Annotated in this window: 22 protein-coding genes; 11 read left to right on the top strand and 11 right to left on the bottom strand. The window is 63.8% G+C overall.

Features of this window, described 5'->3' with window-relative positions; genetic code table 11:
* Positions 1 to 68: 68 nt before the first annotated feature.
* Positions 69 to 500 carry a VOC family protein gene (locus F2P44_RS09960; RefSeq protein ID WP_167086536.1) on the top strand — a complete coding sequence of 144 codons (432 nt, stop codon included), beginning with the start codon at positions 69 to 71 and terminating at the stop codon, positions 498 to 500.
* A gap of 22 nt (positions 501 to 522) precedes the next feature.
* On the top strand, positions 523 to 915 hold the full coding sequence (locus tag F2P44_RS09965; protein ID WP_167086537.1) for a VOC family protein: 393 nt from the start codon (positions 523 to 525) through the stop codon (positions 913 to 915).
* Here F2P44_RS09965 and F2P44_RS09970 read toward each other — a convergent pair.
* The 7 genes from F2P44_RS09970 to xapA all read right to left on the bottom strand — a co-directional run bounded on the left by F2P44_RS09970 (position 902) and on the right by xapA (position 9,760).
* Complete coding sequence (locus F2P44_RS09970) at positions 902 to 2,140, bottom strand: nucleoside deaminase (protein ID WP_167086538.1); 1,239 nt, start codon at positions 2,138 to 2,140, stop codon at positions 902 to 904. The genes F2P44_RS09965 and F2P44_RS09970 overlap by 14 nt on opposite strands.
* A gap of 3 nt (positions 2,141 to 2,143) precedes the next feature.
* Positions 2,144 to 2,548, bottom strand: coding sequence for a cytidine deaminase (locus F2P44_RS09975; RefSeq protein ID WP_167086539.1), 405 nt, complete (start codon positions 2,546 to 2,548; stop codon positions 2,144 to 2,146).
* A 151-nt stretch (positions 2,549 to 2,699) separates the two neighbouring features.
* Entirely contained in the window at positions 2,700 to 4,022 is a 1,323-nt protein-coding gene (gene deoA, locus F2P44_RS09980) for a thymidine phosphorylase (protein WP_167086540.1), read from the bottom strand.
* Positions 4,023 to 4,186: 164 nt separating this feature from the next.
* Positions 4,187 to 6,565, bottom strand: coding sequence for an aldehyde dehydrogenase family protein (locus F2P44_RS09985; protein ID WP_370662662.1), 2,379 nt, complete (start codon positions 6,563 to 6,565; stop codon positions 4,187 to 4,189).
* Positions 6,566 to 6,581: 16 nt separating this feature from the next.
* Positions 6,582 to 7,538 carry a deoxyribose-phosphate aldolase gene (deoC, locus tag F2P44_RS09990; protein WP_167086541.1) on the bottom strand — a complete coding sequence of 319 codons (957 nt, stop codon included), beginning with the start codon at positions 7,536 to 7,538 and terminating at the stop codon, positions 6,582 to 6,584.
* Positions 7,535 to 8,728 (bottom strand): phosphopentomutase, encoded by a 1,194-nt coding sequence (locus F2P44_RS09995; protein ID WP_167086542.1) that lies wholly within the window; start codon positions 8,726 to 8,728, stop codon positions 7,535 to 7,537. The genes deoC and F2P44_RS09995 overlap by 4 nt, the downstream gene beginning before the upstream one ends.
* 189 nt (positions 8,729 to 8,917) lie before the next feature.
* A complete protein-coding gene (gene xapA / locus F2P44_RS10000) occupies positions 8,918 to 9,760 on the bottom strand; it encodes a xanthosine phosphorylase (RefSeq protein ID WP_167086543.1) in 843 nt (280 codons plus the stop codon).
* A 285-nt stretch (positions 9,761 to 10,045) separates the two neighbouring features.
* On the opposite strand from xapA, the gene F2P44_RS10005 reads away from it, so the two are divergent.
* Genes F2P44_RS10005 through F2P44_RS10015 form a run of 3 tightly spaced genes read left to right on the top strand, consistent with a single transcriptional unit; the run spans position 10,046 to position 13,041 of the window.
* A complete protein-coding gene (locus F2P44_RS10005) occupies positions 10,046 to 11,191 on the top strand; it encodes a carbohydrate kinase (protein WP_167086544.1) in 1,146 nt (381 codons plus the stop codon).
* A gap of 2 nt (positions 11,192 to 11,193) precedes the next feature.
* Positions 11,194 to 12,123 carry a pseudouridine-5'-phosphate glycosidase gene (locus F2P44_RS10010; RefSeq protein WP_167086545.1) on the top strand — a complete coding sequence of 310 codons (930 nt, stop codon included), beginning with the start codon at positions 11,194 to 11,196 and terminating at the stop codon, positions 12,121 to 12,123.
* Positions 12,124 to 12,141: 18 nt separating this feature from the next.
* Positions 12,142 to 13,041, top strand: a complete 900-nt coding sequence (locus tag F2P44_RS10015) for a LysR family transcriptional regulator (RefSeq protein ID WP_167086546.1) — start codon at positions 12,142 to 12,144, stop codon at positions 13,039 to 13,041.
* Here the strand turns inward: F2P44_RS10015 and pcp are convergent.
* The 4 genes from pcp to F2P44_RS10035 all read right to left on the bottom strand — a co-directional run bounded on the left by pcp (position 13,038) and on the right by F2P44_RS10035 (position 17,866).
* On the bottom strand, positions 13,038 to 13,682 hold the full coding sequence (pcp, locus tag F2P44_RS10020; RefSeq protein ID WP_167086547.1) for a pyroglutamyl-peptidase I: 645 nt from the start codon (positions 13,680 to 13,682) through the stop codon (positions 13,038 to 13,040). The two genes, F2P44_RS10015 and pcp, sit on opposite strands and share 4 nt — an antisense overlap.
* Positions 13,679 to 14,638, bottom strand: a complete 960-nt coding sequence (locus tag F2P44_RS10025) for a DUF979 domain-containing protein (protein WP_167086548.1) — start codon at positions 14,636 to 14,638, stop codon at positions 13,679 to 13,681. The genes pcp and F2P44_RS10025 overlap by 4 nt, the downstream gene beginning before the upstream one ends.
* Positions 14,635 to 15,327, bottom strand: coding sequence for a DUF969 domain-containing protein (locus F2P44_RS10030; RefSeq protein ID WP_167086549.1), 693 nt, complete (start codon positions 15,325 to 15,327; stop codon positions 14,635 to 14,637). The genes F2P44_RS10025 and F2P44_RS10030 overlap by 4 nt, the downstream gene beginning before the upstream one ends.
* Positions 15,328 to 15,574: 247 nt before the next feature.
* The gene (locus tag F2P44_RS10035) at positions 15,575 to 17,866 is read right to left on the bottom strand and encodes a TonB-dependent receptor (RefSeq protein WP_229423481.1); all 2,292 of its coding nucleotides are present in this window, start codon (positions 17,864 to 17,866) and stop codon (positions 15,575 to 15,577) included.
* A gap of 474 nt (positions 17,867 to 18,340) precedes the next feature.
* On the opposite strand from F2P44_RS10035, the gene tal reads away from it, so the two are divergent.
* The 6 genes from tal to F2P44_RS10065 all read left to right on the top strand — a co-directional run bounded on the left by tal (position 18,341) and on the right by F2P44_RS10065 (position 24,586).
* Positions 18,341 to 19,420 (top strand): transaldolase, encoded by a 1,080-nt coding sequence (tal, locus tag F2P44_RS10040; RefSeq protein ID WP_167086550.1) that lies wholly within the window; start codon positions 18,341 to 18,343, stop codon positions 19,418 to 19,420.
* 79 nt (positions 19,421 to 19,499) lie between these two features.
* Entirely contained in the window at positions 19,500 to 20,495 is a 996-nt protein-coding gene (locus tag F2P44_RS10045; RefSeq protein ID WP_167086551.1) for a BMP family lipoprotein, read from the top strand.
* A 95-nt stretch (positions 20,496 to 20,590) separates the two neighbouring features.
* A complete protein-coding gene (locus F2P44_RS10050; RefSeq protein WP_167086552.1) occupies positions 20,591 to 22,120 on the top strand; it encodes an ABC transporter ATP-binding protein in 1,530 nt (509 codons plus the stop codon).
* On the top strand, positions 22,117 to 23,199 hold the full coding sequence (locus F2P44_RS10055) for an ABC transporter permease (protein ID WP_167086553.1): 1,083 nt from the start codon (positions 22,117 to 22,119) through the stop codon (positions 23,197 to 23,199). Before F2P44_RS10050 ends, F2P44_RS10055 begins: the two co-directional genes overlap by 4 nt.
* Before the next feature lie 3 nt (positions 23,200 to 23,202).
* Complete coding sequence (locus tag F2P44_RS10060) at positions 23,203 to 24,171, top strand: ABC transporter permease (RefSeq protein ID WP_167086554.1); 969 nt, start codon at positions 23,203 to 23,205, stop codon at positions 24,169 to 24,171.
* A 22-nt stretch (positions 24,172 to 24,193) separates the two neighbouring features.
* Entirely contained in the window at positions 24,194 to 24,586 is a 393-nt protein-coding gene (locus F2P44_RS10065; protein ID WP_167086555.1) for an alpha/beta hydrolase family protein, read from the top strand.
* The last annotated feature ends 123 nt before the right edge of the window (positions 24,587 to 24,709 follow it).

Here is a 24,709-nt window from a genome sequence, read left to right on the forward strand (position 1 = left end):
CACCCGGATATCAAATAATCCAGTACCATATACCCTGCTTTTCCGATCACCTAACCAGGAGAAGGAACATGTCAGTCACACCCAAGCAAACCCGCGCCAATGTCATCCCCTGCTTGCGCTACCGTAACGCGCCGGCCGCCATCGAATGGCTCTGCAGCACTTTCGGCTTCGAAAAACAACTGGTTGTTCCCGGCGACAATAACACCATCCTGCATGCGCAATTGGCATTCGGCAACGGCATGGTGATGCTCGGCTCGGCGTCGGCCGTCGATTCCGAGTACGGCAAACTGATGAAGCAGCCCGACGAAATCGGCGGCGCGCAAACCCAGACCATCTGCGTGGTCGTTGCCGACGCCGACGCCGTCTACGACCGTACCATCTCGGCACGCGCGCAGATCGTCATGGACATCAAGGATGAAGACTACGGCGGGCGCAGTTTTACCTGCCGCGACCTGGAAGGCCACGTCTGGACCTTCGGCACCTACGACCCGTTCGAATAAAACCGCCATCGAGGAGCACACCATGTCACGTGCAGTCCACTTCGAAATCCAGGCATCCGACCCGCCGGCCATGATCGACTTTTACCATGGCCTGTTCGGCTGGACCTTCAACAAATGGGAGGGTGGCGACTACTGGATGGTGCACACCGGACCGGAAGACCAGCCGGGCATCAACGGCGGCCTGCTGCCGCGCCGCGGCCCGCTGCCCGAGAGCCAGGCCGCCGTCAACGCCTTCGTCATCACGGTGGACGTGGAGGACATCGACGTCTCGCTGGCGAAAGCCGCATCGGGCTCGTTGCATGGCGTGGTGTGCGTGCCCAAGAAGGCGGTGCCGGGGATCGGCTGGCTGGCCTACGTCAAGGACCCGGACGGGAATATCTTCGGGATGATGCAGGCCGATATCACGGCTGCATGACGGGCGCAGGCGCCGACAGCGCCGCCACCAGCGCCTGGTCGGCCACCCGCACCGGACGGATGCGGATGATACCGCTGTACAGCGGCGGCATGTGCGCGCAGATCGCATCGAGCTGCGCGTCGGGCAGCGATGCGCTCACATACTGGAACTGGGCCGGGTTATCCGCCGGCAGCGGCCCTTCCATGGTCGAACCATAAGCGCCCAGGTTCATGAAACTGTGCGCGCTGGCGTCGGGCCCGCGCGCGAAGACGAACGTGCCTTCCTTCGGATGGGCGAGGTACTGGCGGACCGTGGCCTGTTCCTGCGCGTCCAGGCCCTGCATCAGCGTGTAGCGCAGCTGCGCGTACTGGCGCGTGCATTCCATGAATGCGGTGCAGATTGCCGACAGTGCGCGCCGGCCAGGTGAGCACAGCAGCAGGTTGCCGAAGGAATCGAGCAAGGCTACCGCATCGCCCTCCCCGCCCTGCTGGCGGTCGCGCGCGATGGCATCAAGCAGGTAGGGCGCCAGGCCCGCATCCGGCAGGTGCGGCGTGCAGCGGTAGGCCAGCGCATGCGGGTACAGGGTCTTGAGCTGGCGTACCAGCGGATGGTCCGGTGCCAGTTGTGCGGGGTCTTTCAACTGTTCGCGCGGCAGGTCGCTATTGAGCAGGACCTGCACCTTTTCAGATGTAGCCTCGAACACCAGCGAACAAAGCGCCTGGGTCGCTTCGGCGATGGTTTTCCCGATGAAGAACGACTTCGGCGCGGCGCCGGCGCTCGCGCGCGCGAATGGCGAAGCACCTTTCACCGCCGGGTAGAAAAAGCTGCCTGCGGCCTGGCTGCGCAGGCCTTCAGGCAGGCACGCAAACGTGAAGCTGGCGTCGTGGTTGATGCCGGCATTGGCATCGCGCGCGGCGACCACCACATTAAAGCCGGCCGACAGGATCGCACCGGTGCACATGGCGCAGGGGTCGAGCGAGGTGACGAGCGTGATTTCCTCGGGCGGAGGCAGCGCGCGCCCTTTGGCGCGTTCGGCAAAATACCAGTCGATCAGCTGGCGCTCGCCATGCGCGGTCGGGTCGAAAATCAGACCGTCGCGCACCACGTTGTTTTGCAGCGACTTGAGCACATTGCCATGCTGGTCGAGCAGCACGCCGCCGACCCCGAACGTTCCCTGGGTCTTGGCGGCGATGGCTTCAATGGCCGCAAGGGCTACCGCGGCCTGTACATCGATGGTTTTTTTCAAAGCTTACTTCTTCAGGTCCCGGCCGCCGAACGCATTCGGAAGCTGGGCCGCCGCCGTCGTTTCGAGAATGTCGCCATTCAGGTTGGTCAACACGATGGGCAGGTCGTTACCGCCCAGTTCAAGGATGACTTGACGGCAGGCGCCGCACGGGGCGATCGGGCCGTCGGTCTGGCCGATAACGGCCAGCGCGGCGAAGTCGCCGGGTTTGTAGCCGTGGGCGAGCGCGCTGAAAAAGGCGGTGCGCTCGGCGCAGTTGCACAAGCCGTAGGAGGCGTTTTCGACGTTACAGCCACGGAAAATGCGGCCGTCCTTGCATTCGAGGGCGGCACCGACCTGGAAGTTCGAGTACGGGGTGTAGGCCAGCAGACGTGCCGCGGTGGCTTCGGTGATGAGCTTTTCGTATTTCATGGTGTTCCTTGTTAGTTCCCGCGCCACTTGCTCCGTCGCACCCGCGCAGGCGGGAACGCATGCGTCCCCCCCAAGTCAGCTCCGCAGCCGACGGCTGCGTTGAAGACTTGGGTTACCGCGAGGGCGCCTGGCCCTGCGCGCGGACGACGCGTTATGGGCGGATCGTGCGGTAAATGATCGGATTCGCCGCCGGCTTGGTATCGCCAACCTTGTACGCAGCCTGCACCTCACGCACCGCCTGTTCGGCCGCAGCCTGCGTGCGCGCGTGGACCATCGCCAACGGCTGGCCGACCGCAATCGCGTCGCCCAGCTCCACCAGCCCGGTCAAACCAACGGCAAAGTCGATCGCGTCTTGCGGACGGCGACGTCCGCCACCCAGGCTGACCACCGCCAGGCCAAGGCCACGGCAATCGGTCGCGGTCGCAAAACCCGCCTGCAAGGCCGGTACCGGCACGATGATTGGCGCCTTTTCCAGATACGCGTCCGGACGCTCGACCAGATCGGCCGGGCCGCCCAGTGCCGCCACCATGCGCGAGAAGCGCTCGGCCGCTTCGCCGGAGTCCAGCCCCGCTTGCAGCTTGGCGCGCGCTTCGGTTTCGTTGGCGGCCAGTTTGCCCAGTACCAGCATCTCGGCGCACAGCGCCATCGTCACTTCGTGCAGGCGCGCCGGACGCGAACGGCCGGTCAGGTAATCCATCGCCAGGCGCACTTCCAGCGCGTTGCCGGCCACCGGGCCAAGCGACTCGTTCATCTCGGTCAGCAGCGCCGACGTACGCGTGCCCGCGCCATTACCGACAGCGACAATGCTCTCGGCCAGTTCGACCGATTTGTCGTAACTCGGCATGAAGGCGCCGGTGCCGACCTTCACATCCATCACCAGCGCGTCCAGCCCGGCCGACAGCTTCTTCGACAGGATCGAACCGGTGATCATGGCCACCGATTCCACCGTCGCGGTGGTGTCGCGGATGCTGTAGAAACGCTTGTCCGACGGCGCCAGTTGCGCAGTCTGGCCGATGATGGCCACGCCCACGTCCTTGACCACGGTGCGGAACAATTCCGGATCGGGCACGGTGCAGTAGCCGGGAATCGAATCGAACTTGTCGAGCGTGCCGCCGGTGTGGCCCAGGCCACGGCCGGAGATCATCGGCACGAAGCCGCCGCAGGCTGCAATCATCGGTCCGAGCATCAGGGACACCACGTCGCCCACGCCGCCGGTGGAGTGCTTGTCGACCACCGGGCCTGGCAGGTTCAGCGAACGCCATTCCATGACCTGGCCGGAATCGCGCATGGCCAGGGTGAAGGCCACGCGTTCATCCATGTTCATGTCGTTGAAAAAGACGGCCATCGCGAGTGCCGCGATCTGGCCTTCGGTGACGCTGCCGTCGGTAATGCCGCGCACGAAGAACTGGATCTCTTCAGCCGAGAGAGCGCCGCCATCGCGTTTTTTGCGGATGATTTCCTGATTTAAGAACATGTGCTGCCTTATAAATGATTTACTTATACCGTCGTTCCTGCCATTGGCAGAAACGACTTCCCGCGAAGGCGGGAACCCAAGTTCGTCGATCAGCCCGTGCAGCGCAGAAAACTTGGATTGCCGTGGGGACGCCTTAGCCCTGCGCGGCAACGACCAGGGGGTTATTAAACGCCGTACGGAATCCAGACATTCTTGACCTGGCTCGCGTGCGCCAGCACTGCGCGTCCGCCGGCCTGTTTGGTGTCGTACCAGTCGCGCCCTTTGCCGCCGCCCACCCAGGTGCGCTTGAGCGATTCGGCTGACAGGCGTTCGACTTCGGCGCAGCCCTCGGCCGAACCGTCGTGGCGCCACACGGCGTCCACGTCCGAGTGCGATGCCAGCGTCTTGGCCAGTTCGTCGGCGCTGCCGGTGATGATGTTCAGCGCGCCGCCTGGCAGGTCCGATGTGTCGAGCACCTGATACAGATCGGTTGCCGCCAGCGGATACGCTTCCGACGGCACCGCGATCACGCGGTTACCCAGCGCCAGCGCAGGCGCCACCAGCGAGATGAAGCCCAGCAGCGGCGACTCGTTCGGGCAGATGATGCCGATCACGCCAACCGGCTCGTTCAGCGCCACGGTGATGCCGTGCATCGGCGGCTGGTGCGCCAGGCCGTCGTACTTGTCGGCCCATGCGGCGTAGTAGAACAGGCGTTCGATCGAAGCCTGCACTTCTTTTTCAGGGTTCTTGGCACCGGTCATGGCAGCCAGGCGCGCCGCGAATTCGTCGGCACGGATCGCCAGGTTCTCGGCGATGTAGTACAAGACTTGTGCGCGGTTGTGCGAGGTCGCCTTGGCCCAGCCGGACGCCTTGTGCGCCGCTTCCACGGCATTGCGGATGTCCTTGCGGCCGCCTTCGCCGACGTCGCCGATGAAGGCGCCATTGGCGCCGGTGATCGCGCGGGTGTAGGCGCCGTCAGGGCGGGCCTGCTTGCCGCCGATGTACATCTTGGCGGTGCGGTCGATGGCGAATGGACCCGGCGCCTCGGCCGGCTTGGCCTTGCCCTTCGCTTCCACCAGCGGTACTGCCGGACGCGCATCTTCCGACAGCGCCGTCATGTACTCATACATGCCTTCCTTGCCGCCTTCGCGGCCGAAGCCGGACTCGCGGTAGCCGCCGAAGCCGCACGCGGCATCGAACTGGTTGGCGGTGTTAATCCACACCACGCCGGCCTTGATCTGCGGCGCCACGTCGAGCGCGAGGCTGATCGACTCGGACCACACGCAGGCAGCCAGGCCATACACGGTGTTATTGGCCAGCTGCACCGCTTCGACCGGGGTGCGGAAGCTCATCGCCACCAGCACCGGTCCGAAGATTTCGGTCTGGGCAATGCCGGCCGAGGTGGATGCGCCAGTAATCAGCGTTGGCGGGAACCACGAGCCGGTGGCTGGCAGCTCGCACACCGGCTGGTAAATGGTGCAGCCTTCGGCGCGGGCCGCTTCGACCAGACCTTCGATGCGCTGGCGCTGGATCGGATCGACCAGCGCACCAATATCCACCGACTTTTCGATCGGCGAACCGAGACGCAGGTTGTCCATGCGCGCGCGCAGCTTGGCGAGGAAGCGCTCTTCGATCGATTCCTGCACCAGCAGGCGCGAACCGGCGCAGCAGACCTGCCCCTGGTTGAACCAGATCGAGTCGACCAGACCTTCGACGGCGGCATCCAGGTCGGCATCTTCAAACACGATGAACGGCGACTTGCCGCCCAATTCGAGCGAGAGCTTCTTGCCACTGCCGGCAGTGGCCTTGCGGATGATGCGGCCAACTTCGGTGGAACCGGTGAAGGCCACCTTGTCGATGCCCGCATGGTTGACGATGGCTTCGCCCACGCGGCCATCGCCGGTAACGATGTTGACCACGCCGGCCGGCACGCCAGCCTGCTGGCAAATTTCGGCGAACAGCAGCGCGGACAGCGAGGTGAATTCGGCAGGCTTGAAGACGACCGTGTTACCGGCGGCCAGCGCTGGCGCGATTTTCCAGGCCAGCATCAGCAGCGGGAAATTCCAGGGAACGATTTGCCCCACCACGCCCACGGCGCGGTAGTCGGCAAATTCTTCCGATTGCAACTGCGCCCAGCCGGCGTGATGGTAGAAGTGACGCGCGGCCAGCGGCAGGTCGGCGTCGCGCGTTTCGCGAATCGTCTTGCCGTTGTCGAGCGTTTCGATGACCGCGAACAGGCGCGCATGCTTTTGCAGCAGCCGGGCCAGCGCGTACATCACGCGCGCGCGGCCATGGCCGCCCAGGGCCACCCAGCCCGGCTGGGCGCGGCGCGCCGCTTCCACTGCGCGGTCCACATCGGCGGCACTGGCCTGGGTCACTTGCGCCAGTTCCTTGCCATCGGCCGGATTGGTCGTGGCGAAGGTGTCGGCGGCATCGCTCCAGGCGTTATCGATGAACAGGCCAAACCGGCGCTCATGCTGGTCCAGCCATGCTTGCGCTTCTTTGGTGCTCTCGGGTGCAGGGCCGTAGTCCATAGTTTGAAGAATCTCGTTGATTGTTGGCATGACGAATCCGTTGGTTTTATGGTTGCGCGTGGCGATGGTTGGCCGAGTAGTTCCCGGTGACGTAGTGTTCGAGCTGGCGCTCGATGTCGGTCAGCAGGCTCGATGCACCGATGCGGAACAGATGCGGCTCCAGCCACTCGCGTCCCAATTCCTCTTTCATCAGGGTCAGGTACTGCAGCGCGCTCTTGGCAGTCGCTACGCCGCCGGCCGGCTTGAAGCCGACCTGGAAGCCGTACTGCTCATGGTATTCGCGGATGGTGCGCACCATCGTCAGGGCCACGGGAATGGTGGCGTTGACGCCTTCCTTGCCGGTCGAGGTCTTGATGAAGTCGGAACCGGCCATCATGCACACCCACGAGGCCTTGGCCACGTTTTCCAGCGTGAGCAGGTCGCCGGTGGCGAGAATGGCTTTGACGTGCGCATCGCCGCAGGCTTTGCGGTAGGCGACCATTTCATCGTACAGCGCCTGCCAGTTACCCATCAGGACGTGCTGGCGGGTGATGACGATATCGATTTCGGTGGCGCCGGCGGCGACCGACAGTTCGATCTCGCGCACCTTGGTTTCCATGCTGGCCAGGCCCGCCGGGAACGCGGTCGATACCGCGGCAATCGGCAAGCGGCCCTGCAAAACCTTGGCCGCTGGCGTAATCATCTCGTGGTACACGCATACCGCGCCAGTGGTCAGGTTGGACACGCCCAGCGCTTCCATCAGGTCGGTGCGCAGCGGGCGCATGGCCTTCATGCACAGGCGCTCGACGCGGCCCGGCGTGTCGTCGCCGCCGAGGGTGGTCAGGTCGATGCATTGCAGGGCCTTGATCAGCCACGCGGCCTGGTATTCTTTTTTGACGGTGCGGCGATTGGCCAGGCTGGCGGCGCGGCGGTCAGACGCGTTGCGGTTCACTTTGATCTGGTTGACCCAGCCGAGGTCGAGGCCAACCGCCTCGTTGCGTTTGAATGCGGGAGTGAGAGTCATAGCAGAGCGGTTCCGTTGGAAAGTGGTTTGACGCCGAGGTGCTTGGCCAAGGTGGCGCCGATGTCGGAGAACGTGTTCGAGACCGGCAGCGCGCACGGGGCGACGCCCGGTCCGAAGAAGATCATCGGGATGTGCTCGCGCGTGTGGTCGGAACCCGGCCAGCTTGGATCGCAGCCATGGTCGGCGGTGATGACGACCAGGTCGCCCTCTTTCAGCTTGGCCATGAATTCCGGCAGGCGCGCGTCCATTTCGTGCAGCGCGTTCGAGTAGCCGGCGACGTCGCGGCGGTGCCCGAAAGCCTGGTCGAAGTCGACGAAGTTGACGAACGTGAGCGACTTGTCGCCGGCTTCGTCGGTCACCTTGAGCAGCGCGTCGAACAGCGCCATGTTGTCCACGCCCTTGACCACGCGCGAGACGCCCTGGGTCGCGAAGATGTCGCTGATTTTACCCAGGCCGATGACTTCCCCGCCTTCGTTTTTGACGTGGTCGAGCAAGGTTGGTGCCGGGGGTGGCACGGCGTAATCGTGGCGGTTGCTGGTGCGGCGGTAGTTGCCGTTCTCGCCCAGGAACGGACGCGCGATCACGCGCCCGATGTTGTACGGCTTGACCAGTTCAAACGCGGCTTCGCACACGGCGTACAGGCGTTCGAGGCCGAAGTGCTCTTCGTGCGCGGCGATCTGCATCACCGAGTCGCCCGAGGTGTAGACGATGATTTTGCCGGTGGCGATGTGTTCGTCGCCATGCTTGTTGATGATGTCGGTGCCGGACGCGTGGCAGTTGCCGAGGTAGCCAACCACGCCGGTCAGTTCCTGCAGCTTGTCGGTCAGTTCGGCCGGGAAGGAGGGCACAGTGCGCGGGAAGTAGCCCCAGTCGAATTCGACCGGCACGCCGGCGATTTCCCAGTGTCCGCTTTGGGTGTCCTTGCCGGTGGAGCGCTCGCGCGCCGCGCCGTAGGCGCCGGTGAAACCGTCGCGCTGGTTGAAGCCCTGGGCCCATTCGCCGCTGGCCAGGTGGGCGGCGGCGGCGAGGCCGAGGCGTTCAAGGTTGGGCAGCTGCATCGGCTTGCCCTGTTCGGCAGCCCAGCTGGCGATGTGGCCGAAGGTGTTGGCGCCGACGTCGCCGAATTTGTCGGCGTCCGGGGTGGCGCCGAGGCCGAAGGAATCAAGCAGGAGGATAAATGCGCGTGACATGGGATCGCTCGCTTTACAAAGGTTCAGATACGGTGAAAAGACCACCGTCGCCCCCGCTCAAGCGGGGGTCCAAGTTGGTTCCACAGCCCGAGACTGTGCGGAGAACTTGGGCCCCCGCCTGCGCGGGGGCGACGGTTTTGAGGTTAGCGGGTTTGCGTTAGAAGCATTGGCACAGCGTCGGTCTCTATATCAGGCAGCGGTGCGCGGTTGTGCGGCGACGCGCTCCAGGAATGCCGGAATCAGCGCCACCAGATCCTTGGCGCCGATCGCCGCGTACTTCAGGGTCTGCTCGTGCGACAGCGGGAACGGCGACATGCCTTCCGCCAGGTTGGTAATCACCGACACGCCAACCACTTTCAAACCGCAGTGACGCGCCGACACCACTTCCGGCACCACCGACATACCCACCACGTCGGCGCCCAGCTTGGCCATCATGCGGATTTCGGCGGCGGTCTCGAAGTTCGGGCCCGGATAGGCAATGAACACACCCTCATGCAGCGTGATGCCCTTGGCGGCGGCGGTTTCCTTGACCACGTTGCGGATATCGCTGTCGTACGCATTGGCCATGCTGAAAAAGCGCGGGCCGAAACGGTCGTCATTCGGGCCAACCATCGGCGTGCCAGGCAGCCAGTTGATATGGTCGGTCAGGGCCACCAGGCTGCCCGCATCGACTTCGGTGCGCAGCGAACCGGCGGCATTGGTCACGAACAGCATCTCGCAACCGAGCAGCTTCATGGTGCGCACGGCGCTGGTCATCACGCCCATGCCGTAACCTTCGTAGAAGTGGCCGCGGCCCTTCATGCACACCACATTCACGCCCGCCAGCGTACCCAGTACCAGCTCACCGGCGTGACCGTGCACGGTGCTGATCGGGAAACCTGGCAGCTCGTCGAAGCCGATCGAGACCGCATCGGTCATCTGCTCGGCCAGCACGCCGAGGCCCGAACCAAGAATCATCGCCACGCGCGGCTCGAAACCAGGTTTGCGGGCGCGGATGATATCGGCGGCTTCGAAAGGGGTATTGTTCGACATGAGGATTCCTTATCTGTTCGGGGAGGGCGCTGCCACGCGGTGCGGAGGATGCAGGGGGCGTGGAGAATGGGTTCGCTAACTATTATAACTATGCATGATCAGGGATATGTATGGCAAATACCATTTTTCTTCCTCATTTATACGTGCAACATATAAATACGCGCTAGAATCGGTTGGACGTCCGTCGCCGATCAGGCACACTGCAGAGAGCGGGACACAATCATTGATTGACAGCATTAAGACATTTGTCTACTATCGAAAACAATTGTTTAATGAATGCTTATTGTGACCGAACTCTCCAAAAAAGACCAGTTGTACGAACTGATCCGCGCTAATCCCTTCATCTCGCAGCAAGACCTGGCGTCGGTACTGGGCTTGTCGCGTTCGGCGGTGGCTGGCTATATCGCGGGCCTGATCCGCGACCGGCGCCTGCTCGGGCGCGCCTATGTGCTGCCCGATAACCGGCCGATCGTCTGCCTCGGCGCGGCCAACCTCGATCGCAAGCTGCGCTCCCTCGCCACGCTCAAGATGGGCACCTCCAATCCGGCGCGCCAGGACGAATCATTCGGCGGCGTGGCCCGCAATATCGCCGAAAACCTGGCGCGCCTGTCGGCGCCGGTGGCACTGATCACGGCCATCGGCGACGATTCGTCCGGCAAGACGCTGCTGGCACATGCCGAGGCGGTTGGCATCGACACCCGCGCCACCCTGCACCTGACGGGCGTATGCAGCGGCACCTACACCGCGGTACTCGACGACCATGGCGAAATGATCCTCGCGCTGGCCGACATGGCCCTGTACGACGCCCTCACGCCGGCATTTCTGGCAACGCGCCAGCCGCAGCGCGCGGCCGGCGCCCTGACCGTGGCCGACCTGAACCTGCCGCGCGCCACCCTGCGCACCCTGCTCGACGACGCCGCGCGCGACGCGGTGCCGCTGGTGCTGGTGGCGGTATCGCAGCCCAAGATGGCCAACCTGCCGGACGACCTGCGCGGCCTGCGCCTGCTCATTTTGAACCAGGGCGAGCTCGAAACGCGCATCGGCACGCCGCTCAAGACCGACGCCGACTTCCTGGCGGCCTGCCGCAGCTTGCAGGCGCAGGGCGCGCGGGACGTCATCGTCACGCGCGGCGCCACTGGCGTGATTTATACCACCAGCGACGGCATCGAGCACCTGGACGCGCCGCCGGCAAAGATCGTCGACGTCACCGGTGCGGGCGACGCCTTTGCCGCTGCGGTATGCTGGTCCCTGTTCCAGGGCAGCGACGACATGACGCTGGCCTGTCGCCGCGGTCTGCGGCTGTCCGCCATGACGCTGGCCAGCGAAGAAACCGTATGCCCTTCCCTGACGGCGGAAGTTCTCGCCGATATTCCACCTCCCGACGCCCTGCCCGGCGCCCAGCAGCCGTTCAACGCACTTTACCAGGACTGATCATGCACCAATACCTCTTGTTCTCGCCCGAAGTCGCCGCCGCCCGTTCCGCCGGCAAGCCGATCGTCGCCCTGGAGTCGACCATCATTTCGCACGGCATGCCGTACCCGCAAAACGTCACGATGGCGCAGGAAGTCGAGCACGTGATCCGCGCCGCCGGCGCCGTGCCGGCCACGATCGCCATCATCGAAGGCAAGATCTGCGTCGGCCTGGTGGCCGAGCAGCTCGAACTGCTGGCCAATTCGCCGGACGCGATGAAAGTATCGCGCCGCGACCTGCCGTACGTGCTCTCGCAAGGCCGCCTTGGCGCCACCACCGTGGCCGCAACCATGATCTGCGCGCAGATGGCCGGCATCCACGTGTTCGTCACCGGCGGCATCGGCGGCGTGCACCGCGGTGCCGAGACCAGCTTCGACATCTCGGCCGACCTGCAGGAACTGGCCCGCACCAATGTGGCGGTGGTGTGCGCCGGCGTCAAGTCGATCCTCGACATCGGCCTCACGCTCGAATACCTCGAAACCCATGGCGTGCCGGTGATCAGCGTCGGCCAGCCGGCCTTCCCGGCCTTCTTCACGCGCGACAGCGGCTTCAAGGCCGACTTCCAGCTCGATTCGGCGCTGGAACAGGCAGCCTTCATCCAGACCAAATGGCAGCTCGGCCTCGATGGCGGCATCGTCGTCAGCAATCCGGTGCCGGAAGCGTTTGCGATGCAAAAGGATGAAATCGACAAGATCACCGAACAGGCATTGCAGGAAGCGCGCGACGGCGGCGTGACGGGCAAGCTGGTCACTCCGTTCCTGCTGGCCCGCATCAAGACGCTGACCGAAGGACGCAGCCTGATGACCAATATCGCGCTGGTCAAGCACAACGCGCAGGTAGGCGCCGAGCTGGCCGTGGCCATGCGCAACCTGCCAGGCTTGCAGCCGATCTAACTCCACCCACATACCCACATGTCCATCGACCTGAAACAGCTCAAGTACTTCCTTGCGGTGGCTGAAGAAAAGAGCTTCAGCCGCGCCGCCGAGCGGCTGCACATCTCGCAGCCGCCTTTGAGCCAGCAGATCATGAAACTCGAAAGCGAGTTGGGCGTGCGCCTGTTCGCGCGCACTACCCGCACCTTCGAGCTGACGGTGGCCGGCAAGGCACTGATGGGCGAGGCGTCGGACCTGCTGGCCAAGATGCGCATGACGATCGACACCATCCGCCAGATCGACCGCGGCGAGGTCGGGCGCCTGCGGGTCGGCATCGTCGGTTCGGCCATGTGGGGTCCGATTCCCAGCCTGCTCGAAGAATTCCAGACCAAGTTCCCGCGCGTGACCTGGACCTTGCACGAGTCGGGGCCAAACGTGCAGTACGAGGCGCTGCGCGCCAAGCAGATCGATGTGGGTTTCTGGCGCGAGCCCAAGCTCGACGAAGATGAACTCAAACACGACAACCTGCGCCAGGAACTGTGCTTCCGCGAGAATGTGTGCGTGGCGGTCAACGAGCACCATCCGCTGGCCACGCAGCCGTGGATCGAGCTGACCGACATTGCGGACCAGCCGATGCTCACGCTGGCGCTGGACAAGTCGGCCTTCCCGCGCTACCTGATCCAGTGCTGCATCAAGGCCGGTTTTCAGCCGACGATTTTCCAGGAAGCGTCGGAGCCGCAAACGCTGCTGGCGATGGTGGGCGCGGGCCTTGGTGTGGCGCTGATGCCGGAGACGACCAGCCGCATCGGCTGGCCGGGCGTGATCTTCTTGCCGATCAAGACCAACCCGCCGTCGGCCAATCTGTACATCACCTACACCACGCTCGACGATGCACCGGTGGTGCGGGCGTTCCTGAACATCCTCAATCCAACCGCCTAGGCGACTGCGCCACCCACCTCGCACACATCGTCGCGGGTGGACAACGCCACTTCCAGCGCAATCGTCAACCCGCGCACCACCTCGGCCAGCGCCATGCTGGGCGCGCCCGGGTGGGCTGCGGCCTGCTGCGGCAGGTAGGGAATGTGAATGAAGCCGGCGCGCACTTGCCGGCCTGCCGTCTGGTGCATCAAGCTGTAAAAGACGTGATTGCATACGAAAGTGCCGGCTGTCTGCGATACCGACGCCGGCAAGCCGGACCCGCGCAAACCTGCCACGATGGCCTTGATCGGCAGGGTCGAAAAATACGCCGCCGGTCCGCCTGCGACCACCGGCTGGTCGACCAGCTGGCATTGGGCGTTGTCTGGAATTGGCGCATCGTCGATATTGATGGCGATGCGTTCGACCGACAGGTCCACCCTGCCCCCGGCCTGCCCCACCGCGATCACCACCGAGGGGCGCAGCTCGTCGATCGCGGCGCGCAGCACCTCGCCGGCGGCCCCGAACACGCACGGCAACTGGCGCACTTCAATGCGGTAGCCCTCGCCCTCTTGGCCGGCCAGCGAGCGCACCGCCTCCCATGCGGGATTGATCGTCTCTTTGTTGAACGGCTCGAATCCGGTCAGCAGCACTGTCTTGTTCATTTCTTGCCCATCAAAAAATACAGCAGGAATATATTCGCCACCAGCAGCGGCAGCGCGGTCGGTATCTGCGCCTTGATGACCGCGTGCTTGTCGGGCAGTTCGAGCAGCACCACCGGCACCACGTTGAAATTGGCGGCCATGGGCGTCATCAGGGTGCCGCAGTAGGCGCTGAACATGCCGATAGCCGCCATCACCGCCGGGTTGGCGCCGTACTGGCCGATCAGGATAGGAATGCCGACGCCGCCCGCCATGACCGGAAAGGCAGCGAAGCCGTTGCCCATGATGATCGTGAACAGCGCCATGCCGACGCAGAACACCACCACCGCCACGAAGCGCGAATCCATGTTGATGTACGAGGTGGTGATGTGTGCCACCGCCTTGCCCACGCCCGCTTCGGCGAACAGCAGGCCCAGGACCGCCAGCATGTGCGGCAGCACCACCGCCCAGCCGACCGCGTCGACCAGGCGGCGCCACTCGCGCATTCCCTGCACCGGCGTGGCGCGCGTCAGCCAGCAGGCAGCGCCGATCGCCAGCACCGACGCACAACCGAGGCTGACCAGGGTCAGGTGCTTCGTTTCGAGCAGCAGCAAGCCGCCGATGTGGACATCCTTGAGCAGGGTCGAGCCGATCATGGTCACGACCGGGATGATCAGCGCGGGGATGAACAGCAGGTGGCCGAGGCGGCGCGCGCTCGACATCTTTTCCTCGGGCGTGCGCACGCCGTATTTGCCGAGCGTGACGCCGCCGCAGCCGGCGATCAGCGCCATCACGATCATGATCACGCCCACGTACGCCGGCGGCAGGCGCTCACCGATCAGGTAGACAGCGGCGTACAGGGCCCAGAACAAGGCGCTCGAATAGCGGCGCGGGTTGTCCTTGTCGCGCAGCGACATGACAGCCGACGCGGCCAGCATGGCGCCCAGCGCCAGGTAAAAATAGTCGAGCAGGATGATCATTTGGCGGCTCCGTCGCGCGCAATCTCGGCGTCGAAGCGGTGCAGGCGCCACGCGTGGATGATAAAGGCGGTGATCGCCGTCGGGATGCCCCACAGCGCCATGTGCAGCGGGTTGACCAGGATGCCTTCGGCGGCGAGGATGGTCTGCATCAGGACGATGGCGCCAAAGGCGACGAAGACATCTTCGCCGAAAAACAGGCCGACGTTGTCGGTGGCGGCGGCCATGGCGCGGATGCGGTAGCGCAGCTTGTCGCTGATGGTGCCGTTGCGCGTTTCGGCGGCCGCTTCGGCCATTGGCGCGACCAGCGGGCGCACCATCGACGGGTGGCCGCCAAGGCTGGTCAGGCCGAAGGCGGCGGAGATTTCGCGCACGAACAGGTAGACGATCAGCAGGCGGCCGGTGGTGGCCGATTTGATTTTGGCGATCGTGGCCTGGGCATGCTCCTTGAGGCCGAAGCGTTCGAGCAAGCCGATGGCGGCCAGCGGCAGCAGCAGGATCATCGGAAGGTTGCGTGTTTTGATGAAGGCGGTGCCGAGCGAGGCGAGCAGAGTTTCGAGCGGCATCGACACGGCCAGGCCGGTGGCGCCGCAGGCCGCGACGACGACCAGCACGGGATGCACGCGCAGCACGAAGCCGACGATGATGACGGCGACGCCGACGAGCGGCCACAGATTGACTGCAGATTGCATGGATTCTCCGGATGACCCGTCGGTTCCGGCAGTGCCGGGAAGTCGGTTCCGGCAGTGCCGGGAAGTCGGTTCCGGCAGTGCCGGGAAGTCGGTTCCGGCAGTGCCGGGAACGACGACGATGGGGATAGCGGCCCGAATACGGGCCGTGGAATCTTACCCGATGTCCGTCCAAAAAAGAAACCCCCGCACATCTTGCGATGTGCGGGGCATGATCCATCATGCGATGGGCACGAAGTGCCCGCGCCAGTTAGAACGTCGCCTTGAGCTGCACGCCAAAGCTGCGCGGCTCGTTGACCATGCCGGTCAGGTTGTCGAAGTCGATCGCGCCGACCGACTGTACCTTGTCGGTGATGTTGCGCGCGAAGGCTGCCACTTCGTAGTTATCCCACTTGTAGCCCATGCGCAGGCCACCTTCGACCAGCGACTTGGCTTTGTATTCCTTGGCTTCGTACAGGAACATATTGTAGGTGCTGCGATACGCCCAGTCGGTGTACGCAAAGAACTCGCCATCGGCCACCGGCACGCTGTAACGCAGCGTGAAATTACCCTGCCACTTAGGTGCGCGCGGCAGCGGGTTGCCGTTCAGCTTTTGCGTGTACGCGAAAGGACCCGCCACGCCGGTCGGCGTGCAACCGTTCACGCCCTTGGTATTCGGCTCGTTGCCGCAGGTCTGGACGAACAGCTTGGAATCCTTGATCTCGGTGTCGTTGTAGCTGCCACCCAGGGTCATGCGCAGTGCGTCCGACAGGTTGGCCTGGAAGTCCAGTTCCACGCCCTGGCCGGTCACGCGGTCGGCGTTGATCAACTGGTTCATGTTGATCTGGCCCGAACCGGCGGTCAGCTGCTTGTCCTTGACGCGGTACTGGAACACGCTGGCCGACAGGCGCGCGCGGCGATTGAACAGGTCCTGCTTGATACCGGCTTCGTACGACAGCGCCTTTTCAGCTTCGGCGAACGACGGACGATCAGCCAGGCCATTCAGGCGACCCTGCATGCTTGGTGCGCGATAGCCGGTGGCCACGCGCGCAAACAGGTTCGAATCGGGGCTGAGCGCGTAGGTGCCGGACATATCCCAGCTGACGTTTTTCGACTCGTTGCTGATCCCGAAAGGACCGGCGGTGGTCAACTCGACGCGCTTGGCCGAGAAATTCTTCTTGTCGTTGGTGTAGCGCAGGCCGGCACGCAGCTTGAATTTGTCCGACACGGTGTAGTTCAGCGAACCGAAGGCCGCCCACGACTTGGTGTCCTGGTACTGGGTCGCGAAGAACGGATTCTTCGGATTGCCCGGCGCCAGCGAGTCGAAGCTGATGCTGTCGATCTGGATGTCTTCGTTGAAGTAGAACAGGCCGGCGATCCACTGCAGCGGGCCGCTGTTGACCGATTCGGCGCGGAACTCCTGGGTGAACTGGCGGTGATTCGGCAGCACGTCCGCGGTTTCGACCACGAACGGGATGAACGCGGCCTGGTTGGCGTAGCTCGGGCCCATCGGCTGCGCGTACACGGCGCCATAGCCGCCATCGACATCGGCGCGGCTATAGAAGTCGGCCGATTCGTAACCCGTGATCGAGTGCAGCGTGACGCCGGACAGGTCCAGGCGCAGGCGCATGCTGGCGCCTTCGGTCGAGAGGCGCTGTTCGTTGACGGCGTCGCTGTCGTAGCGGCCGTACTGGAAGCCGTCGACCAGCTCATTGCTGCCCTTCTTGAGGATATTCGCACGGAACAGGGTGGCGCTGCCATCCATGTCGCGCGCGTGCACGTTGAACAGGGCGCTGAAGTTACTGGTCGGCTTGACCAGCACTTGCAGGCGCAGCGCATCGTCGTGGTAACCCTCGAAATCCTTGGTGCCATTGCCCGGACGGTTGTTATGAACGCGGTCGTCGCGGTTCTGCGACTGCACGGACACACGCGCGGCGACGGTGTCGCTGATCGGCAGGTTGACCGCGCCTTCGAAGTTCTTGGAGCGGAAGTTGCCGATGCCGACCGTGGCGTAGCCGTCGGTCTTGCCGATCTGCGGCTTGGCCGAGTCGAACTTGATCACGCCGGCCGGGGAGTTACGGCCGAACAGCGTGCCCTGTGGGCCGCGCAGCACTTCGATCTGGTCGACGTCGAAGACCGGGAAGCCTTTGAGCATCGGGCTTTCCTGCACGATGTCGTCGACCACCAGGCCGACCGGCTGCGATGCGTTCAGGTCGAAATCGGTATTGCCCTGGCCGCGGATGTAAAAGCGGGGGAACGAACGGCCATAGTCGGATTCGACGTTCAGGCTGGGCGAACGGCCCGACAGGAAACGGATATCCTGGCCGCCGGCGGTGAGCACGTCGAGTTTTTCACCCTTGAGCGTGGTGATCGCCATCGGCACGTCCTTGATGTTCTCGGAACGGCGCTGCGCGGTCACGATGACGGTTTCCAGCTGGCCGGCTTGCGGCTTGGCTTCTTCGGCTGGCTTGTCCTGGGCCATCGCAACGTGCAGCGGAAAGGCGCTGGCGACGGCCAGGGCGATCAGCGAACGGGTGGCGAACTGCTTGCTTTTTATTGTCATTTAAGTAAGTCCTAAGGTCGATTAACCATCTCATGAATCCTGCGTGGCGGTTCGCATCGCGCTCCGGCGACGGCCCGCTCGCACGCCTTGCAGCGCACAAAACGACCTTCATCACCCCGCTGCGACTACGCTCCCGTCCGTATCTTGATAGTGCCTGGGCATCCTAGCATGAAAAGAATTGACTCGAAATCATGGCAATTACGTTTTCATTTATATTTCGATCATATAAATGACGAAGCAAAATCGTATTTGCCATACATATTAACGGTGATGCATAGTTCTAAAGCTGTGCCTGTCTCATATGGCGCGGCGCAATATTCCCTAGCCTTGCGCACTCCCGGGCGTAGCGAACATGGCGACCAGACGGGCCCCGCGCACCGGGCCTGGACGAGCAAGGTTCAACACGTAAAGACGCGTGATTTTCGCCACATGAGTTGTTGCAACAATACGACATAGCCCGCCAGGAAAGTTGCCATGAACCAAATTAGTGCATCCGCCAGCCGTCTCAAGGCCGTAGCCGCCCTGGGCCAGCAAATCTGGCTCGATAACCTCAGCCGCGAATTGCTCGCCTCGGGCGAACTGGCGCGCTGGATCGCCGACGATGGCATCCAGGGCGTGACCTCGAACCCCTCCATCTTTTATAACGCGATCCGCAACGATTGCGCCTACCAGGCCGCACTGCCGGCCTTGCGCGCCGCCCACCCGGACCCGGAAGCGCGCTTCGAAGCACTGGTCCTGCCCGACGTGCAGGCCGCGTGCGACCTGTTCGCACCCCTGTACGCCGACAGCGACGGCCACGCGGGCTTTGTCAGCTTCGAGGTCTCGCCGCGCCTGGCGCACGATGCCGCCGGCACCGTGCTGGAAGCGCGCCGCCTGTGGGCCGCGATCGGCCGCCCCAACGCGATGATCAAGATTCCGGCCACCGAGGCGGGCATCGCCGCCGTCGAAGAAGTGATCTACGCCGGCATCAACGTCAACGTCACCCTCATTTTCAGCGCCACCCAGCTGACGGCGGTGCGCGCGGCGCACCGCCGTGGCCTGGCGCGCCGCCTGGAAGCGATGCTGTCAGTGCAGCGCATCGCCAGCGTGGCCAGCGTCTTTATCAGCCGCGTCGATGCCGCTGTCGACGCGCTGCTGCCGGCGGGTGCCGATGCCCTGCGCGGCAAAGCGGCCATCGCCGCCGCGCGCCTGGCCTACCACGAGTTCCAGAACGACAGTGGCTTCGCCATCTTCGCCGCCTTCGGCGCCACCCCGCAATGGCTGCTGTGGGCCAGCACCGGCGTGAAAAACCCGGCCATGCGTGACGTCACCTACGTCGAAGAACTGATTGGCGCGGCCACCGTCAATACCGTGCCCGATGCGACCCTGGCCGCTTTTCGCGACCATGGCGAAGCGCGCCTGTCGCTGGAAAATGACGTCGACGGCGCGCGCGCCGTATTGACGCAACTGGGCCGCCACGGCATCGCACTCGATACAATTGGTAACGACCTCTTGCGCGCCGGCCTGACACAATTCGAGCAAGCACACGCCAATTTGCTGGCTTTGCTTGCTTAGTGTCGTTAAGCTTACGCATTCCTTTCGCCCCATCGCAGCCGGTGTGCCGGGTACAATATCGCTTTCCAGGAGTGAACTCATGAAATTTAAGCAACTTAGTATCACGATCGCGGCGCTCTGCGTCGCGGCGAGCGCCACGGCTGCCGACCCGAAACTGGGCATCGTGTACGACGCCGGCGGGAAGTTCGACAAGTCGTTCAACCAGTCCGCGTTTGAAGGCGCCGAGCGCTTCAAAAAAGAGACCAGCATCAAATACATCGAGGCGCAGGCCAGCAGCGATACCCAGGCCGAGCAAGTGCTGCGCGGCCTGGCGCGCAAAAAGCTCGACCTGATCGCCGCCGTCGGCTTCTCGCAGACCCAGGCCGTGCAGAAGGTCGCGCAGGAGTTCCCGAACGTGCGCTTCGTGCTGATCGACGCTGTGGCCAAGGGTAACAACGTCAACTCGATCCTGTTCAAGGAAGAAGAAGGCTCCTACCTGGCCGGCGTTGCCGCCGCCCTCGCATCGAAGTCGAAGAAGATCGGCTTTGTGGGCGGCATGGACATTCCGCTGATCCGCACCTTCGCCTGCGGCTATGCCCAGGGCGCGAAAGCGACCAATCCGAAAGTCGAAACCATGCAGAACATGGTCGGCACCACCAGCGCGGCCTGGAACGATCCGGCCAAGGGCGGTGAGCTGGCGCGTGCGCAGTTCGACCGTGGCGTGGACGTGGTGTTCGCCGTTGCCGGCGGCAGCGGCATGGGCACCCTGCAGACGGCCAAGGAAAAAGGCAAGCTGGCCATCGGCGTCGACTCGAACCAGAACTACCTCCATCCGGGCACCATGCTGACCTCCATGGTCAAGCGGGTCGACGTGGCCATCTACGACTCCTTCATGCAGATGAAGAATGGCACGTGGAAGCCGGGCGTGACCTACAAGGGCCTGAAAGAAGGCGGCGTCGATTGGGCGCTGGACAAGGATAACCGCGCGGTCGTCACGCCGGAAATCGAAAAACGGGTCAACGAAGCCAAGGCCGCCATCATCGGCGGCAAGATCAAGGTGGTCGACTACCGCATTGGCAGCAGCTGCCCGGTCTGATTTTTCCCGCTTCTCAGAAAAGCGCGCCGCGCCGGTTTTGACTGGTCCGGCGCGCTTTTGAACTCATTTACCTTTACTACTCACCACTGACCGCTATGCAGCCAGCTGTAGAATTTCGCAATATCTGCAAAGCCTTCGGGGCCGTGCAGGCGAACGCCGACGTCAGCTTCTCCATCGCCAAGGGCTCGATCCATGGCGTGATCGGCGAGAACGGCGCCGGCAAGTCGACCCTCATGAGCATCCTGTACGGCTACTACAATGCCGACAGCGGCGCGCTGCTGATCGACGGCCAGGCGCAGGACATCCGCACCAGCCAACAGGCGATCACCCTCGGCATCGGCATGGTGCACCAGCACTTCATGCTGGTCGAGAATTTCACGGTGCTCGACAACGTCATGCTGGGCACCGAAGGCGGCTTCAAGCTCGCCTCGCAGCGCGCCGCGACCGAGGCGAAGCTGCGCGAGATCTGCACCCGCTACCGGCTCGATGTGGACCCGCTGGCCAAGATCGAAGACCTGTCGGTCGGCGCGCAGCAGCGGGTCGAGATCCTCAAGCAGATCTACCGCAGCGCCAACATCCTGATCCTGGACGAGCCGACCGCCGTGCTGACCGCGCAGGAAACCGCGTCGCTGTTCGAGATCCTGCGCCTGTTCAAGGAACAGGGCAAGACCATCGTGCTGATCACCCACAAGCTGGGCGAAATCATGGAAATCACCGACCAGGTGACCGTGATGCGCGCCGGGCGCGTGGTGGGCGCGGTGCAGACCGCGACCACGTCGAAGGAAGAACTGGCCAATATGATGGTGGGCCGCCCGATCCAGGGCGAACTGCCGCGCGCACCGTACAACCCCGGCCCCGCCGTGCTGGAAGTGGCCGGCCTGCAGTTGCAGGACGCCGCTGGCGTGCGCCTGCTGGCCGATATCGACTTCACCTTGCGCGCGGGCGAAATCGTGGCGATTGCCGGTGTATCGGGCAATGGCCAGAGCGAATTGATGCAAATTTTGTCGGGCATGCGCCTGCCGAGCGGCGGCAAGGTCGCCTTCCTTGGCACCGAACTGCCCTATGCCAAACGCTCCGACGCCGACGGCTTGCCGGCCACCTTCCGCAAGCTGGGCATCGGCCATGTGCCGGAAGACCGCCTGCGCGATGGCGTGATCAAGGATTTCTCGGTCATGCAGAACACCGTGTTCGGCTACCAGGACCGGGTGTGCAACCGCTGGGGCCTGTTCGACTTCAAGGCCATCGCGGCGCGCTGCGGCGATTTGCTCAAGGCCTTCGACGTGCGCCCGGCCAATCCGGACCTGCGTATCGGCCTGCTCTCGGGCGGTAACCAGCAAAAAGTGGTGATCGCGCGCGAAGTGTCGGCCAAGCCGAAGCTGATGCTGGTCGGCCAGCCGACGCGCGGGGTCGACATCGGCACCATCGAAAGCATCCACACGCAGCTGCTCAAGATGCGCGACGAAGGCGTGGCCATCCTGCTGGTATCGGTGGAGCTGGAAGAAGTGCGGGCGCTGGCCGACCGCATCATCGTCATGTCCGGCGGACGCATTACCGGTGAACTCAAGATTGAAGAATTCGACACAACCCGCATCGGGCTGCTGATGGGCGGGATGCACAAAACATGAAAACGACCGAACTCCCACGCTGGGCAAGCGCGTTTGTCCTGCCTGTACTGAACCTGCTCTCGGCTTTGCTGGTGGCCGCGCTGGTAATCCATCTGCTGGGCGAAAGCCCGACCGAATCGCTGCGCATCCTGATCGACAGCGCCGTGATCAATCCCGAGGGCTTGAGCTATACGCTGTTCTACGCCAGTACCTTCATCTTTACCGGCCTGTCGGTATCGATCGCCATGAAGGCCGGGCTGTTTAACATCGGCAGCGAAGGCCAGTTGTACGTCGGCGGCCTGGGGCTGACCGTGGTCATGCTCACGCTCGACCACTCGCTGCCCGCCTGGCTGCTGATTCCGGCCGCAATGCTGGGCAGCGCGGTGTTCGGCGCGGCCTGGGCATGGCTGCCCGGCTATTTGCAGGCCAAGCGCGGCAGCCATGTGGTGGTGACGACGATCATGTTCAACTTCATCGCCGCGAGCCTGATGAACTTCATCATCGTCAAATACCTGATCCCGGAAGGCCAGCAAAATCCTGCCAGCCGCGTGTTTTCGGATGCCGGCGCCATGCCGCGCCTGAACGAGTGGTTCCCGGTGCTGGGCGACACCCCGCTCAACGTCAGCTTCCTGCTCGCGATCGCCGCCCTGGCCATTTATGGCGTGATGGTGTGGCGCTCTTCGTGGGGCTACAAGCTGCGCGCCACGGGTCTGAATCAAAACGCGGCGCATTATGCGGGCGTGTCGATCAGCGGCATGATCATCGTGGCGATGCTCATTTCGGGCGCGCTGGCGGGCATGGGCGCGGTCAATTCGATCATGGGTTCGACCCATTATCTGAGCCTGAACTTCCCGGCGGGTGCGGGCTTTGTCGGCATTGCGATTGCGCTGATGGGGCGCCAGCACCCGGTCGGCATCTTCCTGTCGAGCGTCTTGTTCGGTGCACTGATCCAGGGCGGCTTCGACCTGTCGCTGGAAAAACCAAACATCCCGCAGGAGACTTTTGTCTTCATCCAGGGGCTGATCATTCTGTTCTGCGGTGCGATGGAAAATCTGTACGCGCCCGCTGTCCTGAAGCTGCTTAACATTCGCAAAGGATAAGCCATGTTCGAAGACCTCCATTTAGCCAGCATCGTGGTGTCCACGATCCGCAATGCGCCTGTCCTGATTTTTGCCGCGATGGCCGGCCTGTTCGCCGAACGCAGCGGCGTGGTCGACATCGCGCTGGAAGGCAAAATCCTCGCCAGCGCGTTCGTCTCGGCCGCTGTCGCCTTCACCACGCAGAATGCCTGGTACGGCGTGGCCGCCGGCGTGGCCATATCGGCCGCACTGGCGCTGCTGCAGGGTTATGTGAGCATCACCCAGAAGGGCAACCAGCTGGTAGGCGGCATTGCGATCAACATCGCCATGAGCGGCCTGACCTTCGTGCTGGCCCAGTTCTTCTATCAGCAGGGCGGCCGCACGCCGGACCTGGGCCAGGCGCGCCTGTTCGATATCGTTTTGCCGGGCACTCAGGCGCTGGAAGGCATTCCCTTCATCGGCTGGTTCTACGGGCACGTGATCGGCGGCCATTCGGCGCTGGTATATTTGGCGTTCGCGCTGATCCCGCTGGTGCACTGGGTGATTTACCACAGCCGCTTCGGCCTGCGCCTGCGCGCCTGCGGCGAGAATCCGCATGCGGCCGATGCGGCCGGCGTGAGTGTCGCAACGACGCGCTACATGGCGATGCTGGTGGCGGGCATCCTGTGTTCGTTCTCGGGCGCCTACCTGGCGATCGTACAGAGTGGCTTCTTCCTGCGCGACATGTCGGCGGGGGCGGGCTATCTGGCGCTGACCGCGCTGGTGTTCGGTAACTGGCGGCCGATGTACACGGCGCTCGGCTGCATGATGTTCGGCTTCTTCAGCGCCGTGCAGATCCAGATCGAAGGCGTCGACCTGCCGGGCATCGGGCGCATTCCGGGCTCGCTGATCCAGATGGTGCCGTACGTGGTGACCGTGATTGTGCTGGCCGGTCTGATGGCCAAGTCGGTGGCGCCGAAAGCAATCGGCAAGCCGTTCGTCAAATCGCGTTAAACCCGCAATGGCGAAGCGCGGCATGATTGCCTTCGCCTGTCTGCTGTTGCTGGGATTCGGGGCGCTGTTCGGCGCCGGCGAATATCTCAGTTCTCCCGTGCGGCGCCAGATCGGCGCCGCACCGCCCGACTTCCCCGCGTCCTCCGTTACTATTTCCACCGCCGCCGGTCCGGTTCGCGGCTGGATGGCGCGTGGCACGCCGGGTGCCGGTGTGGTCCTGCTGCTGCACGGCGTGCGCGGGAATCGCCTGCATATGCTGGGGCGGGCACGATTTCTGTCGGGACTGGAGTATGGCGTGCTGTTGATCGACCTGCAAGCGCACGGCGAAAGCGCGGGTGATCGCATCAGCTTCGGCGTACGCGAGGCCGCCGGCGTGCGCGCCGCGCTCGCGTACCTCAGGCACGAACAGCCGTAAGCGCGCCATAAACCCCAGACTTGTGGCATAGCTGCGGCTGCAGCATTCTTTCCCCATCTAATTTTATGTGGGACAAGGATGAAAAAGGACATGCAATTCTGGGCGGCGCATGTTGCGGCGATT

It is taken from the genome of Massilia frigida, assembly GCF_011682175.1.
Lineage (GTDB): Bacteria > Pseudomonadota > Gammaproteobacteria > Burkholderiales > Burkholderiaceae_D > Telluria_A > Telluria_A frigida.